The sequence below is a fragment of the Streptomyces sp. NPDC014907 genome (assembly GCF_055562975.1).
Genome location: NZ_JBVHEG010000004.1, coordinates 263,426 through 283,209, shown reverse-complemented (window position 1 = coordinate 283,209; position 19,784 = coordinate 263,426). Strand labels below are relative to the sequence as shown.

Here is a 19,784-nt window from a genome sequence, read left to right as displayed (position 1 = left end):
CGCACGGGTCCGGGGCCCGGGGCGGCGCACGGACCGGGCGGGACGGGGCCCGGAGTGGCGCACGGGCCGGGGCGCGGACCTCAGTCGAACCAGTGGTCCGGGACGGTCACGCCGAGGCCCGGCTCCCCGGGCAGGCTCAGCCGTCCGTCCCGCACGGTGAAGCCGCCCTGCGGGCCGTGCCCGGGATCGAGGACGACGAGGGAGAAGTAGTAGTCGCAGCCGTCGACCAGGGAGGGCAGCGTGAGCATCTGGTGCAGGGCGGCGGTCGTCCCCAGCCGGGACTCCTCGAACGCCCCCGCGTACCCGTGGACGCCGTGCAGCGCCGCCGCCGCGGAGATCCTCCCGACCGTGCCGTAGCCCCCGAGTTTGCCGAGCTTGAGGCTGATCAGGTCGTACGTCCCGTCCGCCAGCAGGCGGCGCGCGTCGGCGGGGGTGCGGCAGCCCTCGTCGGCGCAGAGGGGGACGGGGAAGGAGCGGCGCAGCCGGTCGAGCGGCTGGTGGTGCTCGGGGGCGAAGGGCTGCTCCACGAAGTCGATCGGCACGTCGGCGACGGCCCTCATCAGACGGGGCACGTCCAGCGGATCGCCGGTGCAGTTGAAGTCCAGCCGGATCACGATGTCGTCGTACCGGCCGGCGAGGGACTCGATCCTGGCCGCGTCGGTGCGCCAGTCCCGCACCCCGGTCTTCATCTTGAAGATGCGGTACCCCTCCTCGTACCTGGCCCGGACGAGGTCGGCCTCCTGGGCGGGGTCCTGGGCCGACACGGAGTACGACAGTCCGAGGTCGGGGCGGCGGAGTCCGCCGAGCAGCGTGTAGACGGGGACGCCCAGGGTGCGCGCGGCGAGATCGTGGAGCGCCGTCTCGACGGCGCTTTTCGCGGCCGGATTTCCTACGATGGCCGCGTCGACGGCGGTGCGAGAACCCTGTATGTCCAGTACGTCACGGCCTTCGAGCACGGGTTTGAAGAGGCTCTCGGCCACGTGGCATATTCCCTCCGGAGTCTCCGAGGAAAAGAGGTTCCAGGTGGCCGCCTCGCCGTACCCGGAGACTCCTTCGTCACTTCGGACACGCACGAACACATTGGTGACGGAGTCGGCCAGGGAACCGGCGCCCATTTCCTGCTTCTCCCGGGTGGGGAGGGTGCGCACGGCAGTGCAGATGTCCCTGATGCGCATGAAATGCCCCTTGTTGTTATGTCTTGTTTGATTGTCTTCATGCACTTACGCCGCACCCCGGCGATCATTTACAGTACGAGCGGCAAGCGGCCCCGTGTAAGGCGTTTTTCGGGGGCGCACGGGAGGCACGGAGGGGAGCACGTGAAGATTCTCGGGATCAACGCCATATTTCATGATCCGGCTGCGGCACTGGTCGTCGACGGCGAGATAGTCATCGCCCAGGAGGAGGAACGCCTTTCGCGGAAAAAGGCCCGGAAGACACCGGTGCCGTTCAACCGCTGGGAACTGCCGGAATTGGCCGTCGCGAGTTGTCTGGCCGAATCCGGACTTACGATGGGCGATCTCGACGCCGTCGTCTACTCCTACGAGCCGTCCCTCGTCCCCGACCAGGACACGGACGAGCCGCGGGGGTTCTGGGAGCAGGTCCACAAGACGTACGCGCAGACGGCCCCGCAGTTCCTCCACCGGATGTTCCCGGACCTCGATCCGGCCAAGGTCACCTTCGTTCCCCACCACTTCGCGCACGCCGCCTCCGCCTACCTGGCCGCCCCCTACGACAGGTGCGCCGTCCTCGTCCTCGACGGGCGCGGCGAAGTCGCCACGCACCTCGCGGGCCGCGCCGAACACGGCGAACTCACCGTCCTGGCGAGCCAGCACCTGCCGCACTCGCTCGGACTGCTCTACGAGGACGTCACCGAACACCTCGGCTTCCGCCGCTGCGCGGACGAGTACAAGGTCATGGCGCTCGCGGCCTACGGCGAACCCGCCCACCTCCGGCACTTCCGCGAACGCGTGCGGGCGACCGGGGACGGCACCTTCGTCGTCGAGCCGCTCGACCTGCACGAACTGATGCCCCGCCGGCTCCGCGGCGAGGCGATGGAATCCCACCACGCGGACCTGGCCGCCACCGTCCAGTGCCGTCTCGAAGAGGTCCTCGTCGACCTCGCCCGCTGGCTCCGGCGGGAGTCCGGAGAACGGGACCTCGCCATGGCCGGCGGCGTCGCCCTCAACTGCGTGGCCAACTCGCGCATCGCCAGGGAAGGGTCGTTCGAGCGGGTCTGGGTGCAGCCGGCGGCGGGCGACGCCGGTACGGCCCTCGGCGGCGCGCTCTACACCGCGCAGGCGGCGGGCGACCCCGTCAAGCACATGACCACGGCCGCCCTGGGGCGCGGCTGGAGCGACGCCGAGACGGAGGCCTGGCTCCAGTCCAACCGGATTCCCTACTCCCGCCCGCCGGACGTGGCGGCCGTCGCGGCCCGCGCGCTCGCCGACAACAAGGTCGTCGGCTGGTTCCAGGGCCGCAGCGAGTTCGGCCCCCGCGCCCTGGGGCACCGCAGCCTGCTGGCCAACCCCACCTACCGGGGGAACCTCGAACGCCTCAACGACATCAAGGGACGGGAACAGTTCCGCCCGGTGGCGCCCATGGTCCTGCTCGACCGCGCCGCCGAGATCTTCGACGGACCGCTGCCGAGCCCCTACATGCTCTTCACCCACCGGATCAGGCCGGGCTGGGCCGAGCGCGTCCCCGCGGCCCTGCACGTCGACGGAAGCGCCCGCGTCCAGACCGTCGCCGAGGACGACGAACCCCTGGTGGCCCGCATGCTCAAGGAGTTCGAGCGGGAGACGGGCGTCCCCGTCGTCATCAACACCAGCTTCAACGTGGCCGAGATGCCCATCGCGGACCACCCCCGCGACGCCGTCGCCTGCTTCGCGACCACCCCCATGGACCTGCTGGCCCTCGGCCCGTTCGTCCTCCGGCGCCGCGACCTGTCGGCGGACTGACCGTGGGCAGGGGCCCGGACCCGTACACGGCCGGCGCGTTCCGCCGCGCGCTGGAGGAGGCCTGCGCGACGGCCGGCCTTTCCGCGGCCGGTGCCGAGCCCCTGCACCTCACCGTGAACGCGGTCTTCCGGCTGCGCGGCGCTCCCGTCGTGGCCCGCGTCGCCGGCCCCCAGCTCGGCCGCGACGACGTGGTCCGCGTGGTCCGCCTCGCGCACTGGCTGGAACGCGAAGGCGTTCCCGCCGTCCGGCCGGCCCGCCTCGCCGTCCCCCAGCCGGTGGCGACCGGAAGCGGGCCGCTCGTGACGTTCTGGCGCCACCTTCCCCAGCCACCGGACCACCGGCCGGCCGCCCACGAACTGGCCGGTCCCCTGCGCCGTGTGCACGCCCTGGGGCCGCCCCCCTGCCCGCTGCCCGAGTGGGACCCGCTGAGCGTCGGCCGAGCCCGGCTCGGCAGGGCACCGGCCGACGCGGGCACCGCCGAACTCGCCTATCTGCGCGGCCTCGCCGACCGCCTGGAGGACGAGCTCCCCCGGCTGCGGTTCGTCCTCCCGCGCACCGTGATCCACGGCGACGCCCACATCGGCAACCTGCTGCACGACGCCCGGGGCCGCCCGGTCCTCTGCGACCTGGACTTCATGTGCGTGGGGCCGCCCGAATGGGATCTGGTCCCCGAACTCATGGGCTGCCTCCGCTACGGACGGCCCGTGGCCGGGTACCAGCGGCTGGTGGACGCCTACGGCTTCGATCCCCGCACCTGGGAGGGGCTCCCGACCCTGGCCCGCGTGCACGCCCTGAACGTCCTCACGGTCGTCCTCCCCCTCCTCGCGGCGAACCCGGGGATGCGCGCCGAATGGCGACGCCGCATCGCGGGCCTGCGGGACGGGGCCCCGGCAGGACCGTGGACCTCCTACCGGTACACGGTCTGACGCCCCCGGAGAGCGGCGCCGCCCCGGCCCCGGCCGCCCCGGCCCCGGCCGCCCGGGACGGGGCCACCCGCACCGGGCCCCGGCTCACTTCTCGTCGGGGACCTCGACGATCCTGCCGTCCTTGTCGAGCGTGTGGGTGTCCCAGTATTTGTCCCACGCGTCGTCGACCTGAAGCGGCACCTTGCCCTCCGGGTACCGCGCGAACCCGGCCGGGGGCTCCTCCCCGTCCGGGACGCAGGCGGAGCCGGTGCCGCCCACGGACAGGACGGGGTACTCCCCGCCGGAGCAGATGTCATCCTGGAACCCGAGGCCCGCGCAGCCCGTGAGCACCACGACGGAGGCCGCGCCCGCGAGGGCGACCACGACGGCGCGGGCCCTCCCCGGCCGGGAGGCGGCGGCGGTTCGGGTCGTCCTGCCGGGCATGCGCATGATCTTCTCCAGTCTCTCGGTCCGTCCCACTCTCGCCGCCCGGGGCCCCTCCCGTACTGAGTACGCGTACTCAGTACGGGAGCCGGACGTACTCACCGTGCGGCCTTTCCCGGTGGGACACGGCGTCCACGGCGGCGAGGGACGGACCGGGCACCGTCCCTCGCGTCGCCGGGGCGCGGGTCAGGCCCTCTCCCCCCGGCCCCGTGCTCCGCGCACCGGCCACCACATCCCCCGGCCCAGCAGCGCCGTGGCCGCCGGCACCAGCAGGAGCGACAGGACGAACGCGGACAGGAGGATGCCCAGGGCCGTGGCGAAGCCCAGCTGGCGGGTGGAGGGGTCCGCGTTCACCACGAGGGTGCCGAAGGAGGCCGCGAGGACGACGCCCGCCGTGGCGACGGCCGGCGCCGTGTGCCGTACCGCGCGGGCCACGGCGGCGCGGACCGGACCCCCGTCGGCCATCTCCTCGCGCAGACGGTCGCTGACGAGGATGTTGTAGTCGGTGCCCAGCGCCACCACGAACAGGAACAGCACCAGCGGCAGGACGAAGTTCACGCCCGGCGCGCCGCCGATGTGCTGGAAGACCAGCGCGGAGGCGCCGAACGTCGCCGCGAAGCACAGGCCGACCGAGAGCATCAGCACCACCGGGGCCGCGAGGCTGCGCAGCAGCACCACCAGGATCAGCGCGATCAGGGCGGTGGCCACCGGGAACACCGTCCGCAGGTCCCGGTCGACGGCCGTCGCCACATCGGCGAACACGGCCGCCGTGCCGCCCACGTGCGCGGTCAGTCCCGTCGGCGTCGCCTCCCGCACGGCCTGGCGCACCGGCCCCGCCACGAGGTCCCGGGCGCGCTGCGACTGCGAGTCCGCCGTCAGGTGGACGTCCAGCCGGGCGGCGGTGCGGTCGGCGTCGAACACCGGGGCGGCCACCGTGCCCACCCCGGCCACCCCGGTCAGCGCCCGGCGCAGGGCGGCCGGCCCGGCGGGGTCCAGGACCCGGCCGTCGTCGGCGGTGACGTACACCGTCGTCGGGTCGGACACCCCCTGAGGCAGGGCGCCGGCGATCTCCCGCGCCGTCGCGGCGGCCGCCGTCTCCTGCGGGGTGCCGCCGGTGCCGAAGTCCATGCGGACGCCCGCCGCGCCCGCCGAGAGCGCGCCGAGAAGGGCCACCGACGCCACGAGCACCAGCAGGGGACGGCGCGCCACCAGCTCGCCGGTACGGTGCGCGAGACCGGTCCGCCCGGTCTTCGAGAGGGCCCGCGACGGCCAGAACATCTTCCGCCCGGCCACCGCCAGCAGCGCCGGCATCAGGGTCAGGCTCGCCACCAGCATCACCAGGACCGACACCGCGACCGAGGGACCGAGCACCCGGAACTGCCCGAACGTCGCCACCCCGAGCGTCGCGAAGGCGGCCACGATCGTCAGCGCCGCCGAGGTCACCGCCGTGCCCACCCGCCCGGACACGTCCGCGGCCACCAGGCGGTGGTCCTCCTCCGGCCGCCGCCGCAGCTCCTCGCGGAAACGGAACAGCAGGAAGAGGAAGTAGTCGACGCCGATGCCGATCAGCACGGTGCCGATCATGCTCGGAGTACCGGGGTCCAGTGCGAAACCGGTCAGGAGGGCCGCTCCCACGACCGTGCCGGCGGCGGCGCCGCCCACCACGGACACCGCGAACAGGGGGAGGAACGCGGCCAGGACGCTGCGGAACACCAGCACGTTGACGAGGACGATCAGCCCGACCATCACGAACCCGACGACCTTCTGCGTGCTCTCCTCCGCGTCGGCGCGGTCCACCACGTCCGCCAGGCCCCCGGTGAACCCCGTGCGCAGCCCGGCCTCGCCGAACTCCTGCTGGACGCGGTCGTGGAAGACCCGGTACAGGGAGTGCATGCCGGGGTCGGTGGAGTTGCCCTCCAGCCGCGCGCCGAGCAGCGCGAACGACCTGTCGGGGGCGGTCGTGGCCGGTGCCACGAGGGGGACCTGGGAGTAGTCCCTGGAGAGTCCCGGTATCTGTTCGTCCGTCCACGGCATCTCCACGCGCGTGGCGCTCAGTTCGCGCGCCACCTCCCGTACGCGCTTCTCGTCCGCGCCCTCCAGCGGCCTGCCGTCGCGCCGTGCCACCAGCACCGTCACCGCGTCGGCGTCGGGCTCTGCGCCGAACTCCTCCCGGGCGACCCGCAGCGCGGCGGCCGCGTCGTACTCGGGGGGCAGGAAACCGGCGCTGTCGGTGTGGGTCACGCGGAAGACGAGCACCTGGCCCATGAGCGCCACGAAGACGCCGACCACCGTCCACACGGCGATGACCCGCCAGGGTCTGCGGGTCGAGAATCCGGTCAGGGCGCGGATCACGGAAGGCCTCCTGGAAGGACGGAAGAGAACGGGGGCCGCGGGGCGCCCCGTGCCGGGTCGTCCCGGCACGTCTCCAGCACATCAGCGGCGCGCGCCCCGCACCTCGGAGCCGGGGACGAGAAACCCGCTGGGAGCACGGCCCCGAACCGTCCGGCCTCTGGGAGCCCGCTCCTGGTCCCCGCTCCCTCCCGGTCCCGAGGCCCCGGCTCCGGCGCACCGGCAGCATGGGAGAATCGGCGGACGAACCGCAGGTCGTCGGGCCGCTGCGGCGGCCCCGGAAAAGCACGGACGCGCACGGGGGGCGAAGATGGGACGGCGCGCGGACGAAGCGCGCCCCGGCCGGGTACGGGGCGGGGCGGAGGCGTCCGGTACCGGGCTTCCGGACCGTGCGACCGGGACGGGGAGCCGACGCGGGGGGCCGGGGCCGTGGAGCCAGCACGACGGACTCGTCGCCGTCGGCGCGGCAGCCGTCGATCTCGTGGGTTTCACCGTCACCAGCCAGATGGACCGGGGCCACGTGCCGGTGGCCGGGTGCCTGGTGGTGGTCGTCGCCTCGCTGTTCCTGCTGGCACGCCGCCGCGTGCCCCTGTGCGTCCTCGGGTGCGTCCTCGCGGCGAACCTGTCGCTCAACTGGTTCAGCTCCGTGGGCCAGCACTACGGGGCCGCCACCGTCGTCGCCCTCTACACCGCCGTACGCCACCACCGTCCCGCGGTCGGCGCGGCGGCCGTCGCCGGCTGTGTCGCGGCGCTCCAGTTCGCCCACCCGGGACTGCGCGCGCCGTCCCTGATCGAGTTCGTCCCCAACGCCGCGTCCGCGCTGTTCGTGGCCGCCGCCGCCGTGGCCGTAGGCCGCTGGCAGCGCAACGCCGAGACCCAGCGGCGGCTGCTCGCCGAGCGGGCCGTCTCCGACGAACGGCGCCGCATCGCCCGGGAGCTGCACGACATCGTCGCCCACCACCTGACCACGATGCAGCTGCTCGCCGGAGGCGCCCGGGCCAATCTCGACCGGTCCCCGGACACGGCCCGCGAGGCCCTCGTCGACCTGGAGGGCTCGGGCCGCACCGCCCTGCGCGAGATGCGCCACCTGCTCGACGTGCTGCGGGCCGGCGACGAGAACGACGAGGGCGAGGCGACCGCGCCGCAGCCCGGCATCGGCGACCTCGACCGGATCGTCGAGGACAGCCGCCGCGCGGGCCTCCCCACCACCCTCACCACCGACGGCGACCCGCGGTCGCTTCCGCCCGGCGTCGCGCTCACCGTCTTCCGCGTCGTCCAGGAAGCCCTCACCAACGCCCGCAAACACGCGGGCGACGGCGCGCGCGTCGACGTGCGTCTCACCTTCGCCGCCGACGAGGTGCGGGTCGCCGTCACCGACGACGGGCCGCGTCCCGGCCGCCCCGCCGCGCGCGAATCGGGCTACGGACTCATGGGAATGCGTGAACGCGTAGCCCTCCACGGCGGCACCCTGCGGGCCGGACCGGAGGACGGAGGGTTCGCCGTCCGCGCCCGCCTGCCGCTGCCCGCCGACCGTCAGGAGGCGTACGCGTGAACGGGATCGTGAAGGTCCTCATCGCCGACGACCAGCCCCTCGTCCGCCGCGGCCTCGCCCTGATGCTGGCCCCCGAACCGGGTTTCCAGGTCGTGGCCGAGGCCGCGGACGGCGCCGAGGCGGTCCGCCTCGCCCACGAACACCGGCCCGACGTGGTCGTCATGGACGTCCGCATGCCGGTCATGGACGGCATCGCCGCCACCGAACGCCTCACCGCCGAACTGCCCGGCTGCCGGGTCCTGGCCCTGAGCACCTTCGACATGGACGAGCACGTCGTGGACGCCCTGAGGGCCGGGGCGTGCGGCTTCCTGCCCAAGGACATCTCGCCCGAGGACCTCGTCGCCGCCCTGCGCGTGGTCCGCGACGGCGAGGCGATCCTCGCCCCGAGGCTCCTGACCCGGCTCATCTCCCGGCACGTCACGGCCCCGGAGCACCGGACGGCGCCCCCGGTGCCCTCCGGCGGCGAGGGGCTCACCCCGCGCGAACGGGAGGTGTGGCGGCTGATCGCCGCCGGCCTGGACAACACGGAGATAGCCGGCCGGCTCGGTGTGAGCGCCTCCACCGTGAAGAACCACATCACCGGCCTCTTCGCCAAGCTGCGGGTCCGCGACCGCGCCCAGGCGGTCGTCGCCGCGTACGAGACGGGACTGGTGCGGGCACGGCGGGAGGCGTGAGCCGCCGGGCCGGGGACCGGTGCGCGCGGCGACGGGGCCCGCCGCCCGCCTCCGCGGCCGCCCTTCCCGGACGTCGCCCCCTGTTCGGACGTCGCCCCCTCCCGGACGTCGCCTCCTGTCCGGACGGTGGCACCGATCCGTTTCCTCCGCGTCAGGACCGGCCGGGTGGGTAACCGTGCCGTGGAGACGGGAGCGAGGAGGAGTTCGGTGGGAATCCCTGTGGAGGGCGGCGGCGCCGTCCGGCCGGTGCCGGGTGGTCTGCTGATGTGCGTCGGCTACGCGCCCGACGGGGACGGCGGCTGCGTCGCGGACGCCCGTCGCCGTGCCGCCGCCCTTCTGGACGAAGCGCGCACCAGGCACCTGGTGCCGGTGCCGGAGCACGCGAAGGACCTGACCGAACTGGTGGTCAGCGAGCTGCTCACCAACGCCCGCACGCACGCGCCCGGTCTGGTGCTGGTGGAGGTGTGCGTCACCGCCGGCGGCGTGGACGTGGTCGTGTGGGACAGCGATCCGGCCGTTCCCATGATCTATTCGGCCGACCCGGACCGGGCCGGCCGGCACGGCCTGGAGATCGTCGAGGCCGTCACCGAGAGCCTGTTCGTGGAAAGGGACGCGGCCGGCAAGTGCGTCACGGCCCGCATCGCTCCGGACGCCGCTCCCCGCCCGGCCTGACGGGGCGTTCCTCCCGTCTCCGGCCGGGCCGACGTCGCCGGGCCGCGCGCTCTCGTCCTCACGGGACGACGGCGGCCCGCACGCTCGGTCGACGCAGAACTCGTTCCCCTCGATGTCCAGCATCGGGACGCACGAGTCGTCGCCGTCGTACAGCGTTCGCACGTGTACCGCGCCGAGCGGGGCCAGCCGTGCGCGTTCGGCCTCGGGCGCGGGGCCCGCCGTTTCCGCCCGGTGGCCCTCCGGGCCGGGCCGCCGTCCCTCGGGCCGGGCCGCCGCCCCCCCCGGCCGGACCGCCCGCCGCGACGACGGCGCGTGCCGGTCCCGGCCGTCACCGGGAGGGGAGACGGCCGGACTCGCGTGCCGCGTCCTTCCTTCCGGACCGTCGCCGGGGGAGGGCCCGGACCGATCCGTCCTTCCCGTTCGTCCGCGAGGACACGCCCTGCGTCATCTCGGCGAACCACCAGGTGCCCGCCGCCACGCACGCCCAGAGGAACCCGGTCGCCACCGCCGCGGACCAGGAAGCCCGCTCCGCCCGCCCTTCCACGGCGGTCAGCGCCACCCAGCCGATCAGCAGCACGCACGCGACCCGTACCCGTCGATGTCTGAACATGTTCACCCGCTACCCGGGACGATGCCGATCACACAGCCGTCGCCCGTCGCCCGTCGCCCGTCGCCCGTCGTCGACGAGGACGACCCGCGATCGCCCCGCTGGTTCCGCGTCCGCCTCCCGCCCGGCTCCGTCCCCCCGACGCCCGGCTGCCCGCCGTCCGCACGAGGGACCGGCCTGCACCGCCGGGGTGCCCCCGACCCGCCGGACGCCGACGGCGTCCCGCACATCACCGGGATTTCATCGCCCCTTCCTAGCGTGGCCGCGTCCGTACGGAAATCCCCACCACAGGGAAGGACGCACGATGGCACGGAGGAGATCGAGGGCGAGACCGCCGATCGCGGTCATGGCCGCCGTGGCGGTGATGACCACCACGGCGGGCACCGGGGCGTTACCCGGGGGAGCGGCCGCAGGAACGGGCCCGGACGGACCGACGATCCGTTACACCGAGTACGGCATACCGCACATCATCGCCCCGGACTGGGAGGGCCTGGGGACGGGCTACGGATACGCGGCGGCCAAGGACAACATCTGCACCCTGGCCGACACCTACCTGATGGTCGACGCCCGGCGGTCCCGCCACCTGGGACCGGACGGCAGGACGAGCCCCGGCCAGAACCAGAACACCACCAGCAACCTCAACAGCGACCTGTACTTCCAGCGGCTCAAGGACGACGCCGTGGTGGAACGGCTGCTCGACCGGCCCGCGCCCGACGGGCCGGAGCCGGAGGTCAGGGAGGCGGTCCGCGGCTACGTCCGCGGATACAACCGGTACCTGGCGGAGACGGGCGTGGACGGCATCACCGACCCCGCCTGCAAGGGCGCGCCCTGGGTCCGGCCGATCACGGAACTGGACGTCTACCGGCACGCCCACGCCGAGATCGTCATGGGTTCCGCCGACGCCCTGCTCGACGGCCAGGTGAACGCCGCGCCCCCGGGGAGCCCGGCCGCCGCGCCGCCGGTGTCCCCGCCCGCGAAGACCGCGCGGGGAATCCGTGCCGCGATGGCGGCGAACCGCCGGGACGGCATGGGCAGCAACGCGCTGGCGGTCGGCTCGCAGGGGGTGTCCGGCGGCACCGGCATGCTGCTCGCCAATCCGCACTTCCCGTGGCAGGGCAAGAACCGGATGTGGCAGAGCCACCTGACGATCCCGGGCAAGGTCAACGTCTCGGGGGCCGGCCTGCTCGGGCTGCCCGCGGTGAACATCGGGCACAACGACGACGTCGCCTGGAGCCACACCGTCGCCACGGTGGCCCCGTTCGGCCTCTTCGACGTACAGGTCGATCCCCTGAACCCGACCACGTACCTGGTCGACGGCGCCTGGGAGAAGATGACCTCGCAGCGGGTCACCGTCGAGGTGCGCGGGCCGGACGGCTCGCTCGGTGAGGTCTCCCGGACGCTGTGGTCCACCCGCTACGGGCCGGTCACCACCTCCATCGTGGGCTACCCGCTGCCCTGGGTGGTCAGCGCGCACGTGGTGCGCGACCCGAACATGGACAACCTGCGGGCGCTGAACACCTGGTTCGGCCTCGACCGGGCCAAGGACGTCCACGAGGTGGTGGACGTCCTGGAGACCACCCAGGGCGTCCCCTTCTTCAACACGATCGCCTCCGACCGCAAGGGCAACGCGCTGTACGCGGACATCCAGGTCGTCCCGAACGTCACCGACGAGCACGCACGGGCGTGCCTCACCGAGACCGGGAAGCTGCTGTTCGACCAGGCGCTCCCGCTGTCGAACGTCCCGCCGGTCTCCATCCTCGACGGCAAGCGCAGCGCCTGCGACTGGCCCGACGACCCGAACGCGGCCGCGCCGGGCCTCCTCGACCCGCGCAAGCAGCCGCGGCTGATCCGGTCCGACTTCGTGGGCAACGCCAACGACAGCCCCTGGCTGGCCAATCCCGGGCAACCGCTGTCCTTCCCCCGGATCATGGGCGACACGGCGGCGCCCCGGTCGCTGCGCACCCAGGAGCTGATCCTGACCGCACGGAAGAGGATCGACGGCACCGACGGCCTGCCGGGCAGGGGCTTCACCCCGGAGACGATGGGGAAGCTGCTGTTCTCCGACAACAGCAGGGCGGCCGACCTCGCTCTCGACGCCACGGTGACGGCGTGCCGGAACACCGCCTTCGGGCTCGTCCTGGTGGACGGAAACCTCGTCGACATCAGCGGGGCGTGCCCGGTCCTGGCCGCCTGGAAGAGCCACGACTTCACGGCGGACAGCCGCGGCTCCTGGCTGTTCGCGAACCACTGGGCCCACCTGAGCGGGGGGAAGAAGCTCGGAGACCTGCCCTGGCGGGTCCCCTTCGACCCGAAGGACCCGGTGCACACGCCCAACTCGCTGGACGCCGGGAACTCCGCCGTCCGCGACGCCCTGGCCCGTGCCGTGTCCGCCCTGCGCAAGGCGGGCGTTCCGCTGGACGCGCCGCTGTCGGACGTCCAGCGGGTCACCCGCGCCGGCGAACGGATACCGATCCACGGCTCGCTCGGCGAGCTGGGCGTCCTGAACGTCATCACCCCCGGCCAGGTCGACGGGAGGTCCGACGTCACCTTCGGGTCCAGCTTCGTCCAGCAGGTGCGGTTCACCGCGGACGGTCCGCCCGAGGCGTACTCCGTCCTGGCCTACTCCCAGTCGGCCGACCCGACCTCGCCGCACCACGCCGACCAGACCAGGCTGTTCTCGGCGAGCGGATGGGTGACCGAGCGTTTCACCGAGGAGCGGATCGCGGCCTCGCCGGACCTGCGGATCACGGTCCTGGACTGAGGCGTCCCGCGACTTCCGTCTCCGCCTCCGCCTCCCCGACGACACCCACCGGGGTGCCCCCGCCGGGAGACGGCAACCCTGAAGACACCCCACGAAAGGGAAACACCGTGACAAGGACATCGCACTGGCGCAGAGCCGTGGTGGCGTGGATGCTCGCCGCCGTGGCCGTCGTCGCGCCGACGGGCTCCGCGCGGGCCGCCGACGACACCGTGCCGCCGAAACTGGAGGACGGGTTCGGCCTCACCCAGGCCGCCGCGCCCGTGGGCACCGCCCACGACTTCTACCTCACGGTCACCACGCCCCAGGTCGCGGGCGAACAGCACATCAAGATCATCCTCCCGAGCGGGTACTACGACGACCCGGCCCGGCGCTACCCCGTGCTCTACTTCCTGCACGGCTCGCCCGACGACCCGGTCGGACAGACCTATCCCGCGCTGTCCATGTCGGACCGGATGATCACCGTCGTCCCGGACGGCGGGGCACGGGGCTGGTACGCCAACTGGCTCAACCAGAAGACGGCGGCCGGCGCCCAGAACTGGGAGAACTTCCACCTCAACCAGGTGATCCCGTTCATCGACGCCAACCTGCGGACGATCGCCGCCAAGAAGGGCAGGGCCGTCGCCGGAATCTCCATGGGCGGGTTCGGCGCCTTCCACTACGCCCAGGCCCGGCCCGACCTGTTCAGCCAGACCGCCTCCCTGTCGGGAGACATCGACCTGTCGGCCAACTCCATGGACCTGCGGTTCGCGGTCGTCGCCTCCCTCATCGACGCCCAGGGCGCGGCCTGCGCCTCGGCGTCCGGGATCTGCGACCCGAACGACTCCCCCTACAAGCCCGGCGTGGACAGCGACGCCGCGTTCGGCTCGCCCTACCCGGTGTTCAACGCCGACTGGCGGTGGAACCAGGTGGACCCGCAGCAGCACATGGACAAGCTCGCCGGGATCGGGATCTCCATCTACACCGGTGACGGAGGCGGCTCGATCGGCAATCTCGAGTTCTGGGTCGCGGGCGCGGCCAAGAACGTCAAGGCCCGCCTGGACGCCCTGGGCATGCCGTACCACTACGTCAACTACGGTGACGGCGCCGGCTGGGGCACCCGGTGCGACGGCGGTCACAACGGTGGCTGCTGGGAGGAGGACCTCCGGGACCTGATCCCCCGGCTCGAAAGGGCCTTCGCCTCCTGACCCGGGGCCGCGCACCGGTGCCCGCCCGTCCCGTTCCGGCGGCGGGCGGGCACCGGTGCCGCTGCCTCACCGAGGGGCCGGGGCCGTTCGGCCGGCCCCTCTCCGACCAGGTGGAGAAACCGGTCCGCCCCCGGCGGCGGACCCCGGCGTGGCCGGTGCCGAAGACCTCGACGCGGCCGTCCGCGCCGGTGCTCGCGCCGATCCGCGTACCACCGCCGAAGTCCCCCCCGCGGGACCCGTCCCGCGTGACGGACGGGAACCGGCTCGTCAAGGTTGCGTGTGCCTCACCGACGGGTGCTGTTCAAGGAGAGCTTCCGGCGGTCAAGCTGAGCGGCGTGCTCCGGACCATCGCGGGCGCACTTCTGATCGAGTCGGAACACGCCGTTGACGGCCAGAGCAGCGAACGGAGAACACTCGTGATTGTCGGAGTCCTCAAGGAAGCGCGGGCAGGTGAGAGTCGCGTTTCGGCCACGCCGGCCACGGTCGAACAGATCCGCACACTGGGGTACGGCGTGGTCGTCGACCCCGGCGCGGGCGTCGCGGCCGGCTTCACCGACGGCGCCTACGAGGCCGCCGGTGCGACCGTCGGCGACGCGGTGACGGCGGACGTGGTGCTGGGGGTCAACGCCCCGGCCCCGTCCCAGCTGGACCGGGTCCGGCCGGAGGCGACGGTGATCGCCCTGTTCGCGCCGGCCTTCGACCCGGCGATGGTCGAGGACCTGGCCCGGCGGCCGTTCACCGCCCTCTCGATGGACGCCGTGCCCCGCATCAGCCGGGCGCAGTCGATGGACGTGCTGTCGTCGATGGCGAACATCGCCGGATACCGGGCCGTCATCGAGGCGGCGCACGAGTTCGGCCGGTTCTTCACCGGCCAGGTGACTGCGGCGGGCAAGGTGCCGCCGGCGAAGGTGCTCGTCGCGGGCGCCGGCGTCGCCGGCCTGGCCGCGATCGGCGCCTCGGGCTCGCTCGGCGCGATCGTGCGCGCGACCGACCCCCGGCCCGAGGTGGCCGACCAGGTCCGCTCGCTCGGCGGCGAGTACCTGCCGATCGAGTCGCCCGAGACCGAGGTCTCCACGACCGGCTACGCCAAGGAGATGGGCGACGACTACAAGGCGCGCGAGGCCGAGCTCTACGCCGCCCAGTGCCGCGAGGCCGACATCGTCATCACCACCGCGCTGATCCCCGGCCGCCCCGCGCCGACGCTGATCACCGCGGAGATGGTGGCGGGCATGAAGCCGGGTTCGGTGATCGTCGACATGGCGGCCGCCAACGGCGGCAACGTCGAGGGCACGGTGAAGGGGGAGAGGACCGTCACGGAGAACGGCGTGACGATCCTCGGCTACACCGACCTCGCGGGCCGGCTGCCCGCGCAGGCCTCGCAGTTGTACGGCACGAACCTGGTGAACCTGCTGAAGCTGATGACGCCCGGCAAGGACGCCCGCCTGGTCCTCGACTGGGACGACCCGGTGCAGCGCTCGATCACCGTCGTGCGCGCGGGCGAGTCGGCCTGGCCGCCCCCGCCGGTCCAGGTCTCGGCGGCCCCGGCCCCCGCGCCCGCGCCGGCCGCGGTGGAGCCCGCGCCGGAGAAGGCGCCGATGACGGCGGGGCGGAAGTTCGGCGGGGTGGCCCTCGGCGCCCTGGCCCTCTTCCTCCTCGCCGCGTTCGCGCCGGCGGCGCTGCTGCCCCACGTGACGGTCTTCGTGCTCGCGATCGTGATCGGCTACTACGTGATCGGCCACGTGCACCACGCGCTGCACACGCCCCTCATGTCGGTGACGAACGCGATCTCCGGGATCATCGTCGTCGGCGCCCTCCTGCAGATCGGCCACACGAGCACGGCGGTCACGGTGCTGTCGTCCGTGGCGATCCTCCTGGCCAGTATCAACGTCTTCGGCGGCTTCGCGGTGACGCGTCGCATGCTCGCCATGTTCAACCGGAGCTGACATGTCTGCGACCATCGCCGCCCAGGCGGCCTACCTTGTTGCCGCGCTGCTCTTCATCCTCGCGCTGGCAGGACTCTCCAAGCACGAGACGGCACGGCTCGGCAACGCGTTCGGCATGCTCGGCATGGGCGTCGCGCTCGTCGCGACGGTCGTGCTCGCGGTGGACGGCGACGTCAGCACCGCCGGGCTCGGCCTGATGGCCGTCGCGATGCTGATCGGCGCCCTGATCGGACTGCGGCGGGCCCGCGGTGTCGAGATGACCGGCATGCCCGAACTGATCGCGCTGCTGCACTCCTTCGTCGGTCTGGCCGCCGTGCTGGTCAGCTGGAACGGCTTCCTGAACGTCGAGCACGATCCGGACGGCCACGAGGCGAGGACCCTGGACGCCCTCGGCACGCTGGGCATCCACCACGCGGAGGTGTTCATCGGCCTGTTCATCGGCGCGGTGACCTTCACCGGCTCCGTCGTCGCCTACCTGAAGCTCGCCGCGAAGATCGACTCCAAGCCGCTGGTGCTGCCGGGCAAGAACGCCCTGAACCTCGGTTCCCTCGCCCTGTTCGCCGCCCTGACGGTGTGGTTCGTGATCACACCGGAGCTGTGGCTCCTCGTCACCGTGACGGTCCTCGCCCTCGCCCTCGGCTGGCACCTGGTGGCCTCGATCGGCGGCGGTGACATGCCGGTCGTGGTCTCGATGCTCAACAGCTACTCCGGCTGGGCCGCGGCGGCCTCGGGCTTCCTCCTCGGCAACGACCTGCTGATCGTCACCGGCGCCCTCGTCGGCTCCTCCGGCGCCTACCTCAGCTACATCATGTGCAAGGCGATGAACCGCTCCTTCTTCGCGGTCATCGCCGGCGGCTTCGGCATCGAGGCGGGGCCGGGCTCGGACGTCGACTACGGCGAGCACACCGAGACCACCGCCGAGAGCGTCGCCGAACTGCTCGGTTCGGCCCGGTCCGTGGTCATCACGCCCGGGTACGGCATGGCCGTCGCGCAGGCCCAGTACCCGGTCGCGGAACTCACCTCGAAGCTGCGCGCCAGGGGCGTCGACGTACGGTTCGGCATCCATCCGGTCGCCGGCCGCCTGCCCGGCCACATGAACGTGCTCCTCGCCGAGGCCAAGGTGCCGTACGACATCGTCCTCGAAATGGACGAGATCAACGAGGACTTCGCCAAGACCGACGTCGTCCTCGTGATCGGCGCCAACGACACGGTCAACCCGGCCGGGGCGGAGGACCCCGGCAGCCCGATCGCCGGCATGCCGGTCCTCACCGTCTGGGAGGCCCGGAAGGTCGTCGTGTTCAAGCGTTCGATGGCCTCCGGGTACGCGGGCGTGCAGAACCCGCTCTTCTTCAAGGAGAACACCTCGATGCTCTTCGGCGACGCGAAGGCCCGGGTCGAGGACATCATCGGCGCCCTCTGAGGCGCGGCGGGGAACGGGGCCGGCGCGGCCCGGCGCGGAGGGGGACGTCCGCGCCGCCGCCGGGAGGTCCCGCTCCCCGCTCGCCCGCCCGGAGCGCGGAGCGGGCGACGAGCGGGGCCGTCGTGGCCGACCCCGCTTGATCGTCCCGGAGCGGGGTAGCGAAGGGGCATGGCCACCGACAACGCACCCCCCGCCACGAGCGGTCGCACGCGGCCCGGGATCGACGTCCGGGCGCTCGCCGGAATCCTCGACGGCGAGTACGCGGAGATCCGCGACCTCGTCCGCGCCAATCTGGTGACGCACGCCTCCGTCCTGGAGGAGGCCGAGGAACTCGGCGTCGACGCGTTCCGCGAGCGGGTGCGCGAGATCGTGGTCGAGATGGCCGCGACGGGACAGACCGGCATGGGCTTCCCGCGCGAGTACGGCGGGGGCGGTGACGTCGGGGCGTCGATCGCCGCGTTCGAGACCCTGGCCTTCGGCGACCTGTCGGTGCTGGTGAAGACCGGTGTGCAGTTCGGTCTCTTCGGCGGCGCGATCCTCCACCTGGGCACCGCCCGCCACCACGAGGCCCATCTGCGGGACCTGATCACCGGACGGCTGATGGGGTGCTTCGCGATGACCGAGACCGGCCACGGCTCCAACGTGCAGGCGCTCGGCACCGTCGCGCGGTACGACGCCGCGAGCCAGGAGTTCGTCCTCACCACCCACGGCGACCAGGCGCGCAAGGACTACATCGGCAACGCGGCCCGGCACGCCGAACTGGCCGTCGTCTTCGCCCAGTTGGAGGTGGGCGGACGATCCGAGGGCGTACACGCCTTCGTCGTGCCCGTCCGGACCGGCGGCGAGGTGGCCCCCGGCGTCCGGATCGAGGACGACGGACGCAAGGTGGGCCTCAACGGCGTGGACAACGGCCGCATCCGGTTCGACGGCGTGCGGGTGCCACGCGAGGCGCTGCTCGACCGGTTCGCCGCCGTCAGCCCCGAGGGCGTCTACACCAGCCCGATCGAGAACCCCGACCGGCGCTTCTTCACCATGCTCGGCACGCTGGTGCAGGGCCGGGTCAGCGTCGCCGGCGCCGGGATCGGCGTCGCCAAGGTCGCCCTGACGATCGCCACGAAGTACGCCGTGCGGCGCCGGCAGTTCGAGGCCTCCCCGGGCGCGGGGGAGCGGCTCCTCCTCGACTACGGACTGCACCAGCGCCGGTTGCTGCCGCTCGTCGCGCGCACGTACGCGCTGCACTTCGCCCAGGACGCCGTACGCGCGCAACTCCACGACGTCTTCTCCGGGGCCGAGGACGACGCGCGGGCGCGGCGCCGGCTCGAGTCGCGGGCCGCCGGCATGAAGGCGCTCAGCACCTGGCACGCGACCCGGACCGTCCAGGAGTGCCGCGAGGCGTGCGGGGGCGCCGGTTACCTCGCCGTCAACCGGTTCGCCGCCCTCAGGAACGACAGCGACATCTTCACCACCTTCGAGGGCGACAACCACGTCCTGCTGCAACTCGTCGCCAAGGGCCTCCTCACCGACTACGCGAGCGAGTTCGAGGACCTGGACCAGCTCGGCGTGGTCCGCCACGTCGCCGGCCTCGCCGTCGGGACGGTCCTGGAGAGGACGTCGGCCCACAAACTGCTCGAACGGGTGCGCGACCTGCTGCCCGGTGGTGACGCGTGGGACCAGGAGGCGGGGCTGCTCGACCCGGAGTACCAGCTCGCCATGGTCCGCTACCGCGAGGAGCACATGCTCGCCGGCGTGGCCCGGCGCCTCAAGCGCGGCATCGACCGGAAGGGCGACCCCGGCACCGTCTTCTCGCAGGTCCAGGACCACGTCGTCGCGCTCGCCCGCGCACACGTCGAACGGCTGGTCCTGGAGGCGTTCGTCGACAAGGTGCGCACCCTGCCCGAGGGCGGCGAGAAGGCCGCACTCACCCTGCTCTGCGACCTGTTCGCCCTGTCGGCGATCGAGGCCGACCGGGCCTGGTTCATGGAGCACGGCCGGCTGACCGTCCAGCGTTCCAAGGCGATCAGCCGCGAGGTGAACGACCTCTGCCGCGGGGTCCGCCCCCTCGCGGTCGACCTCGTCGACGCGTGGGGCGTGCCGCCCGAGATGCTGCGCGCACCCGACCTGGTGGGCTGACCCGGGGAGGGGCGGACCCGGGGACGGCTCCGGACGCGTCGGCCCGGGTCCTCCGGGGCGGCGGACGAGCGGGAGGCTCCGGACGGCCGGGCGTCCGGAGCTGCGGACCTGCGGGGATTCCCGGCGCCCTCGCCGACGGACGACAGGGAGGTCACGGGGGACCGGGAGGTCACGGACGTCCGGGAA

Annotated in this window: 14 protein-coding genes; 10 read left to right on the top strand and 4 right to left on the bottom strand. The window is 73.1% G+C overall.

Annotation, left to right across the window (positions count from 1 at the left end; genetic code table 11):
• Nucleotides 1-80: 80 nt before the first annotated feature.
• The gene (locus tag ACZ3IL_RS13475; protein WP_467389778.1) at nucleotides 81-1,175 is read right to left on the bottom strand and encodes a mandelate racemase/muconate lactonizing enzyme family protein; all 1,095 of its coding nucleotides are present in this window, start codon (nucleotides 1,173-1,175) and stop codon (nucleotides 81-83) included.
• Nucleotides 1,176-1,316: 141 nt separating this feature from the next.
• On the opposite strand from ACZ3IL_RS13475, the gene ACZ3IL_RS13470 reads away from it, so the two are divergent.
• Together ACZ3IL_RS13470 and ACZ3IL_RS13465 are read left to right on the top strand one after the other, a co-directional pair.
• On the top strand, nucleotides 1,317-2,957 hold the full coding sequence (locus ACZ3IL_RS13470; protein ID WP_467389776.1) for a carbamoyltransferase family protein: 1,641 nt from the start codon (nucleotides 1,317-1,319) through the stop codon (nucleotides 2,955-2,957).
• Nucleotides 2,958-2,959: 2 nt separating this feature from the next.
• Nucleotides 2,960-3,883 carry a phosphotransferase enzyme family protein gene (locus tag ACZ3IL_RS13465; protein ID WP_467389774.1) on the top strand — a complete coding sequence of 308 codons (924 nt, stop codon included), beginning with the start codon at nucleotides 2,960-2,962 and terminating at the stop codon, nucleotides 3,881-3,883.
• A gap of 84 nt (nucleotides 3,884-3,967) precedes the next feature.
• Here ACZ3IL_RS13465 and ACZ3IL_RS13460 read toward each other — a convergent pair whose 3' ends face one another.
• Together ACZ3IL_RS13460 and ACZ3IL_RS13455 are read right to left on the bottom strand one after the other, a co-directional pair.
• Nucleotides 3,968-4,306, bottom strand: coding sequence for an SCO0607 family lipoprotein (locus tag ACZ3IL_RS13460; protein ID WP_467389772.1), 339 nt, complete (start codon nucleotides 4,304-4,306; stop codon nucleotides 3,968-3,970).
• Nucleotides 4,307-4,492: 186 nt separating this feature from the next.
• Nucleotides 4,493-6,658, bottom strand: coding sequence for an MMPL family transporter (locus ACZ3IL_RS13455; protein ID WP_467389770.1), 2,166 nt, complete (start codon nucleotides 6,656-6,658; stop codon nucleotides 4,493-4,495).
• Nucleotides 6,659-7,136: 478 nt separating this feature from the next.
• On the opposite strand from ACZ3IL_RS13455, the gene ACZ3IL_RS13450 reads away from it, so the two are divergent.
• The 3 genes from ACZ3IL_RS13450 (at nucleotide 7,137) to ACZ3IL_RS13440 (ending at nucleotide 9,553) form a co-directional block, all read left to right on the top strand.
• Nucleotides 7,137-8,207: a sensor histidine kinase gene (locus ACZ3IL_RS13450; protein WP_467389768.1), complete on the top strand. Its 1,071-nt coding sequence runs from the start codon at nucleotides 7,137-7,139 to the stop codon at nucleotides 8,205-8,207.
• Complete coding sequence (locus ACZ3IL_RS13445) at nucleotides 8,204-8,881, top strand: response regulator (protein ID WP_467389766.1); 678 nt, start codon at nucleotides 8,204-8,206, stop codon at nucleotides 8,879-8,881. Before ACZ3IL_RS13450 ends, ACZ3IL_RS13445 begins: the two co-directional genes overlap by 4 nt.
• 207 nt (nucleotides 8,882-9,088) lie before the next feature.
• Nucleotides 9,089-9,553 (top strand): ATP-binding protein, encoded by a 465-nt coding sequence (locus ACZ3IL_RS13440; RefSeq protein WP_467389764.1) that lies wholly within the window; start codon nucleotides 9,089-9,091, stop codon nucleotides 9,551-9,553.
• Between the two features lie 328 nt (nucleotides 9,554-9,881).
• Here ACZ3IL_RS13440 and ACZ3IL_RS13435 read toward each other — a convergent pair whose 3' ends face one another.
• Nucleotides 9,882-10,163, bottom strand: a complete 282-nt coding sequence (locus ACZ3IL_RS13435) for a hypothetical protein (RefSeq protein ID WP_467389762.1) — start codon at nucleotides 10,161-10,163, stop codon at nucleotides 9,882-9,884.
• A 301-nt stretch (nucleotides 10,164-10,464) separates the two neighbouring features.
• On the opposite strand from ACZ3IL_RS13435, the gene ACZ3IL_RS13430 reads away from it, so the two are divergent.
• The 5 genes from ACZ3IL_RS13430 to ACZ3IL_RS13410 all read left to right on the top strand — a co-directional run bounded on the left by ACZ3IL_RS13430 (nucleotide 10,465) and on the right by ACZ3IL_RS13410 (nucleotide 19,598).
• Complete coding sequence (locus ACZ3IL_RS13430) at nucleotides 10,465-12,921, top strand: penicillin acylase family protein (RefSeq protein WP_467389760.1); 2,457 nt, start codon at nucleotides 10,465-10,467, stop codon at nucleotides 12,919-12,921.
• A 149-nt stretch (nucleotides 12,922-13,070) separates the two neighbouring features.
• Entirely contained in the window at nucleotides 13,071-14,105 is a 1,035-nt protein-coding gene (locus ACZ3IL_RS13425) for an alpha/beta hydrolase (RefSeq protein ID WP_467390468.1), read from the top strand.
• Between the two features lie 416 nt (nucleotides 14,106-14,521).
• Nucleotides 14,522-16,048: a Re/Si-specific NAD(P)(+) transhydrogenase subunit alpha gene (locus ACZ3IL_RS13420; protein WP_467389758.1), complete on the top strand. Its 1,527-nt coding sequence runs from the start codon at nucleotides 14,522-14,524 to the stop codon at nucleotides 16,046-16,048.
• A gap of 1 nt (nucleotide 16,049) precedes the next feature.
• Nucleotides 16,050-17,468 carry a Re/Si-specific NAD(P)(+) transhydrogenase subunit beta gene (gene pntB, locus ACZ3IL_RS13415; RefSeq protein ID WP_467389756.1) on the top strand — a complete coding sequence of 473 codons (1,419 nt, stop codon included), beginning with the start codon at nucleotides 16,050-16,052 and terminating at the stop codon, nucleotides 17,466-17,468.
• Between the two features lie 168 nt (nucleotides 17,469-17,636).
• Nucleotides 17,637-19,598, top strand: coding sequence for an acyl-CoA dehydrogenase family protein (locus ACZ3IL_RS13410; protein WP_467389754.1), 1,962 nt, complete (start codon nucleotides 17,637-17,639; stop codon nucleotides 19,596-19,598).
• Nucleotides 19,599-19,784 lie beyond the last annotated feature (186 nt).

Coding starts and splice junctions, on each gene's coding strand:
- ACZ3IL_RS13435 (WP_467389762.1), bottom strand. CDS start 10,163: ATGTTCAGACATCGACGGGTACGGGTCGCGTGCGTGCTGCTGATCGGC.
- ACZ3IL_RS13460 (WP_467389772.1), bottom strand. CDS start 4,306: ATGCCCGGCAGGACGACCCGAACCGCCGCCGCCTCCCGGCCGGGGAGG.
- ACZ3IL_RS13475 (WP_467389778.1), bottom strand. CDS start 1,175: ATGCGCATCAGGGACATCTGCACTGCCGTGCGCACCCTCCCCACCCGG.
- ACZ3IL_RS13430 (WP_467389760.1), top strand. CDS start 10,465: ATGGCACGGAGGAGATCGAGGGCGAGACCGCCGATCGCGGTCATGGCC.
- pntB (WP_467389756.1), top strand. CDS start 16,050: ATGTCTGCGACCATCGCCGCCCAGGCGGCCTACCTTGTTGCCGCGCTG.
- ACZ3IL_RS13410 (WP_467389754.1), top strand. CDS start 17,637: ATGGCCACCGACAACGCACCCCCCGCCACGAGCGGTCGCACGCGGCCC.
- ACZ3IL_RS13425 (WP_467390468.1), top strand. CDS start 13,071: ATGCTCGCCGCCGTGGCCGTCGTCGCGCCGACGGGCTCCGCGCGGGCC.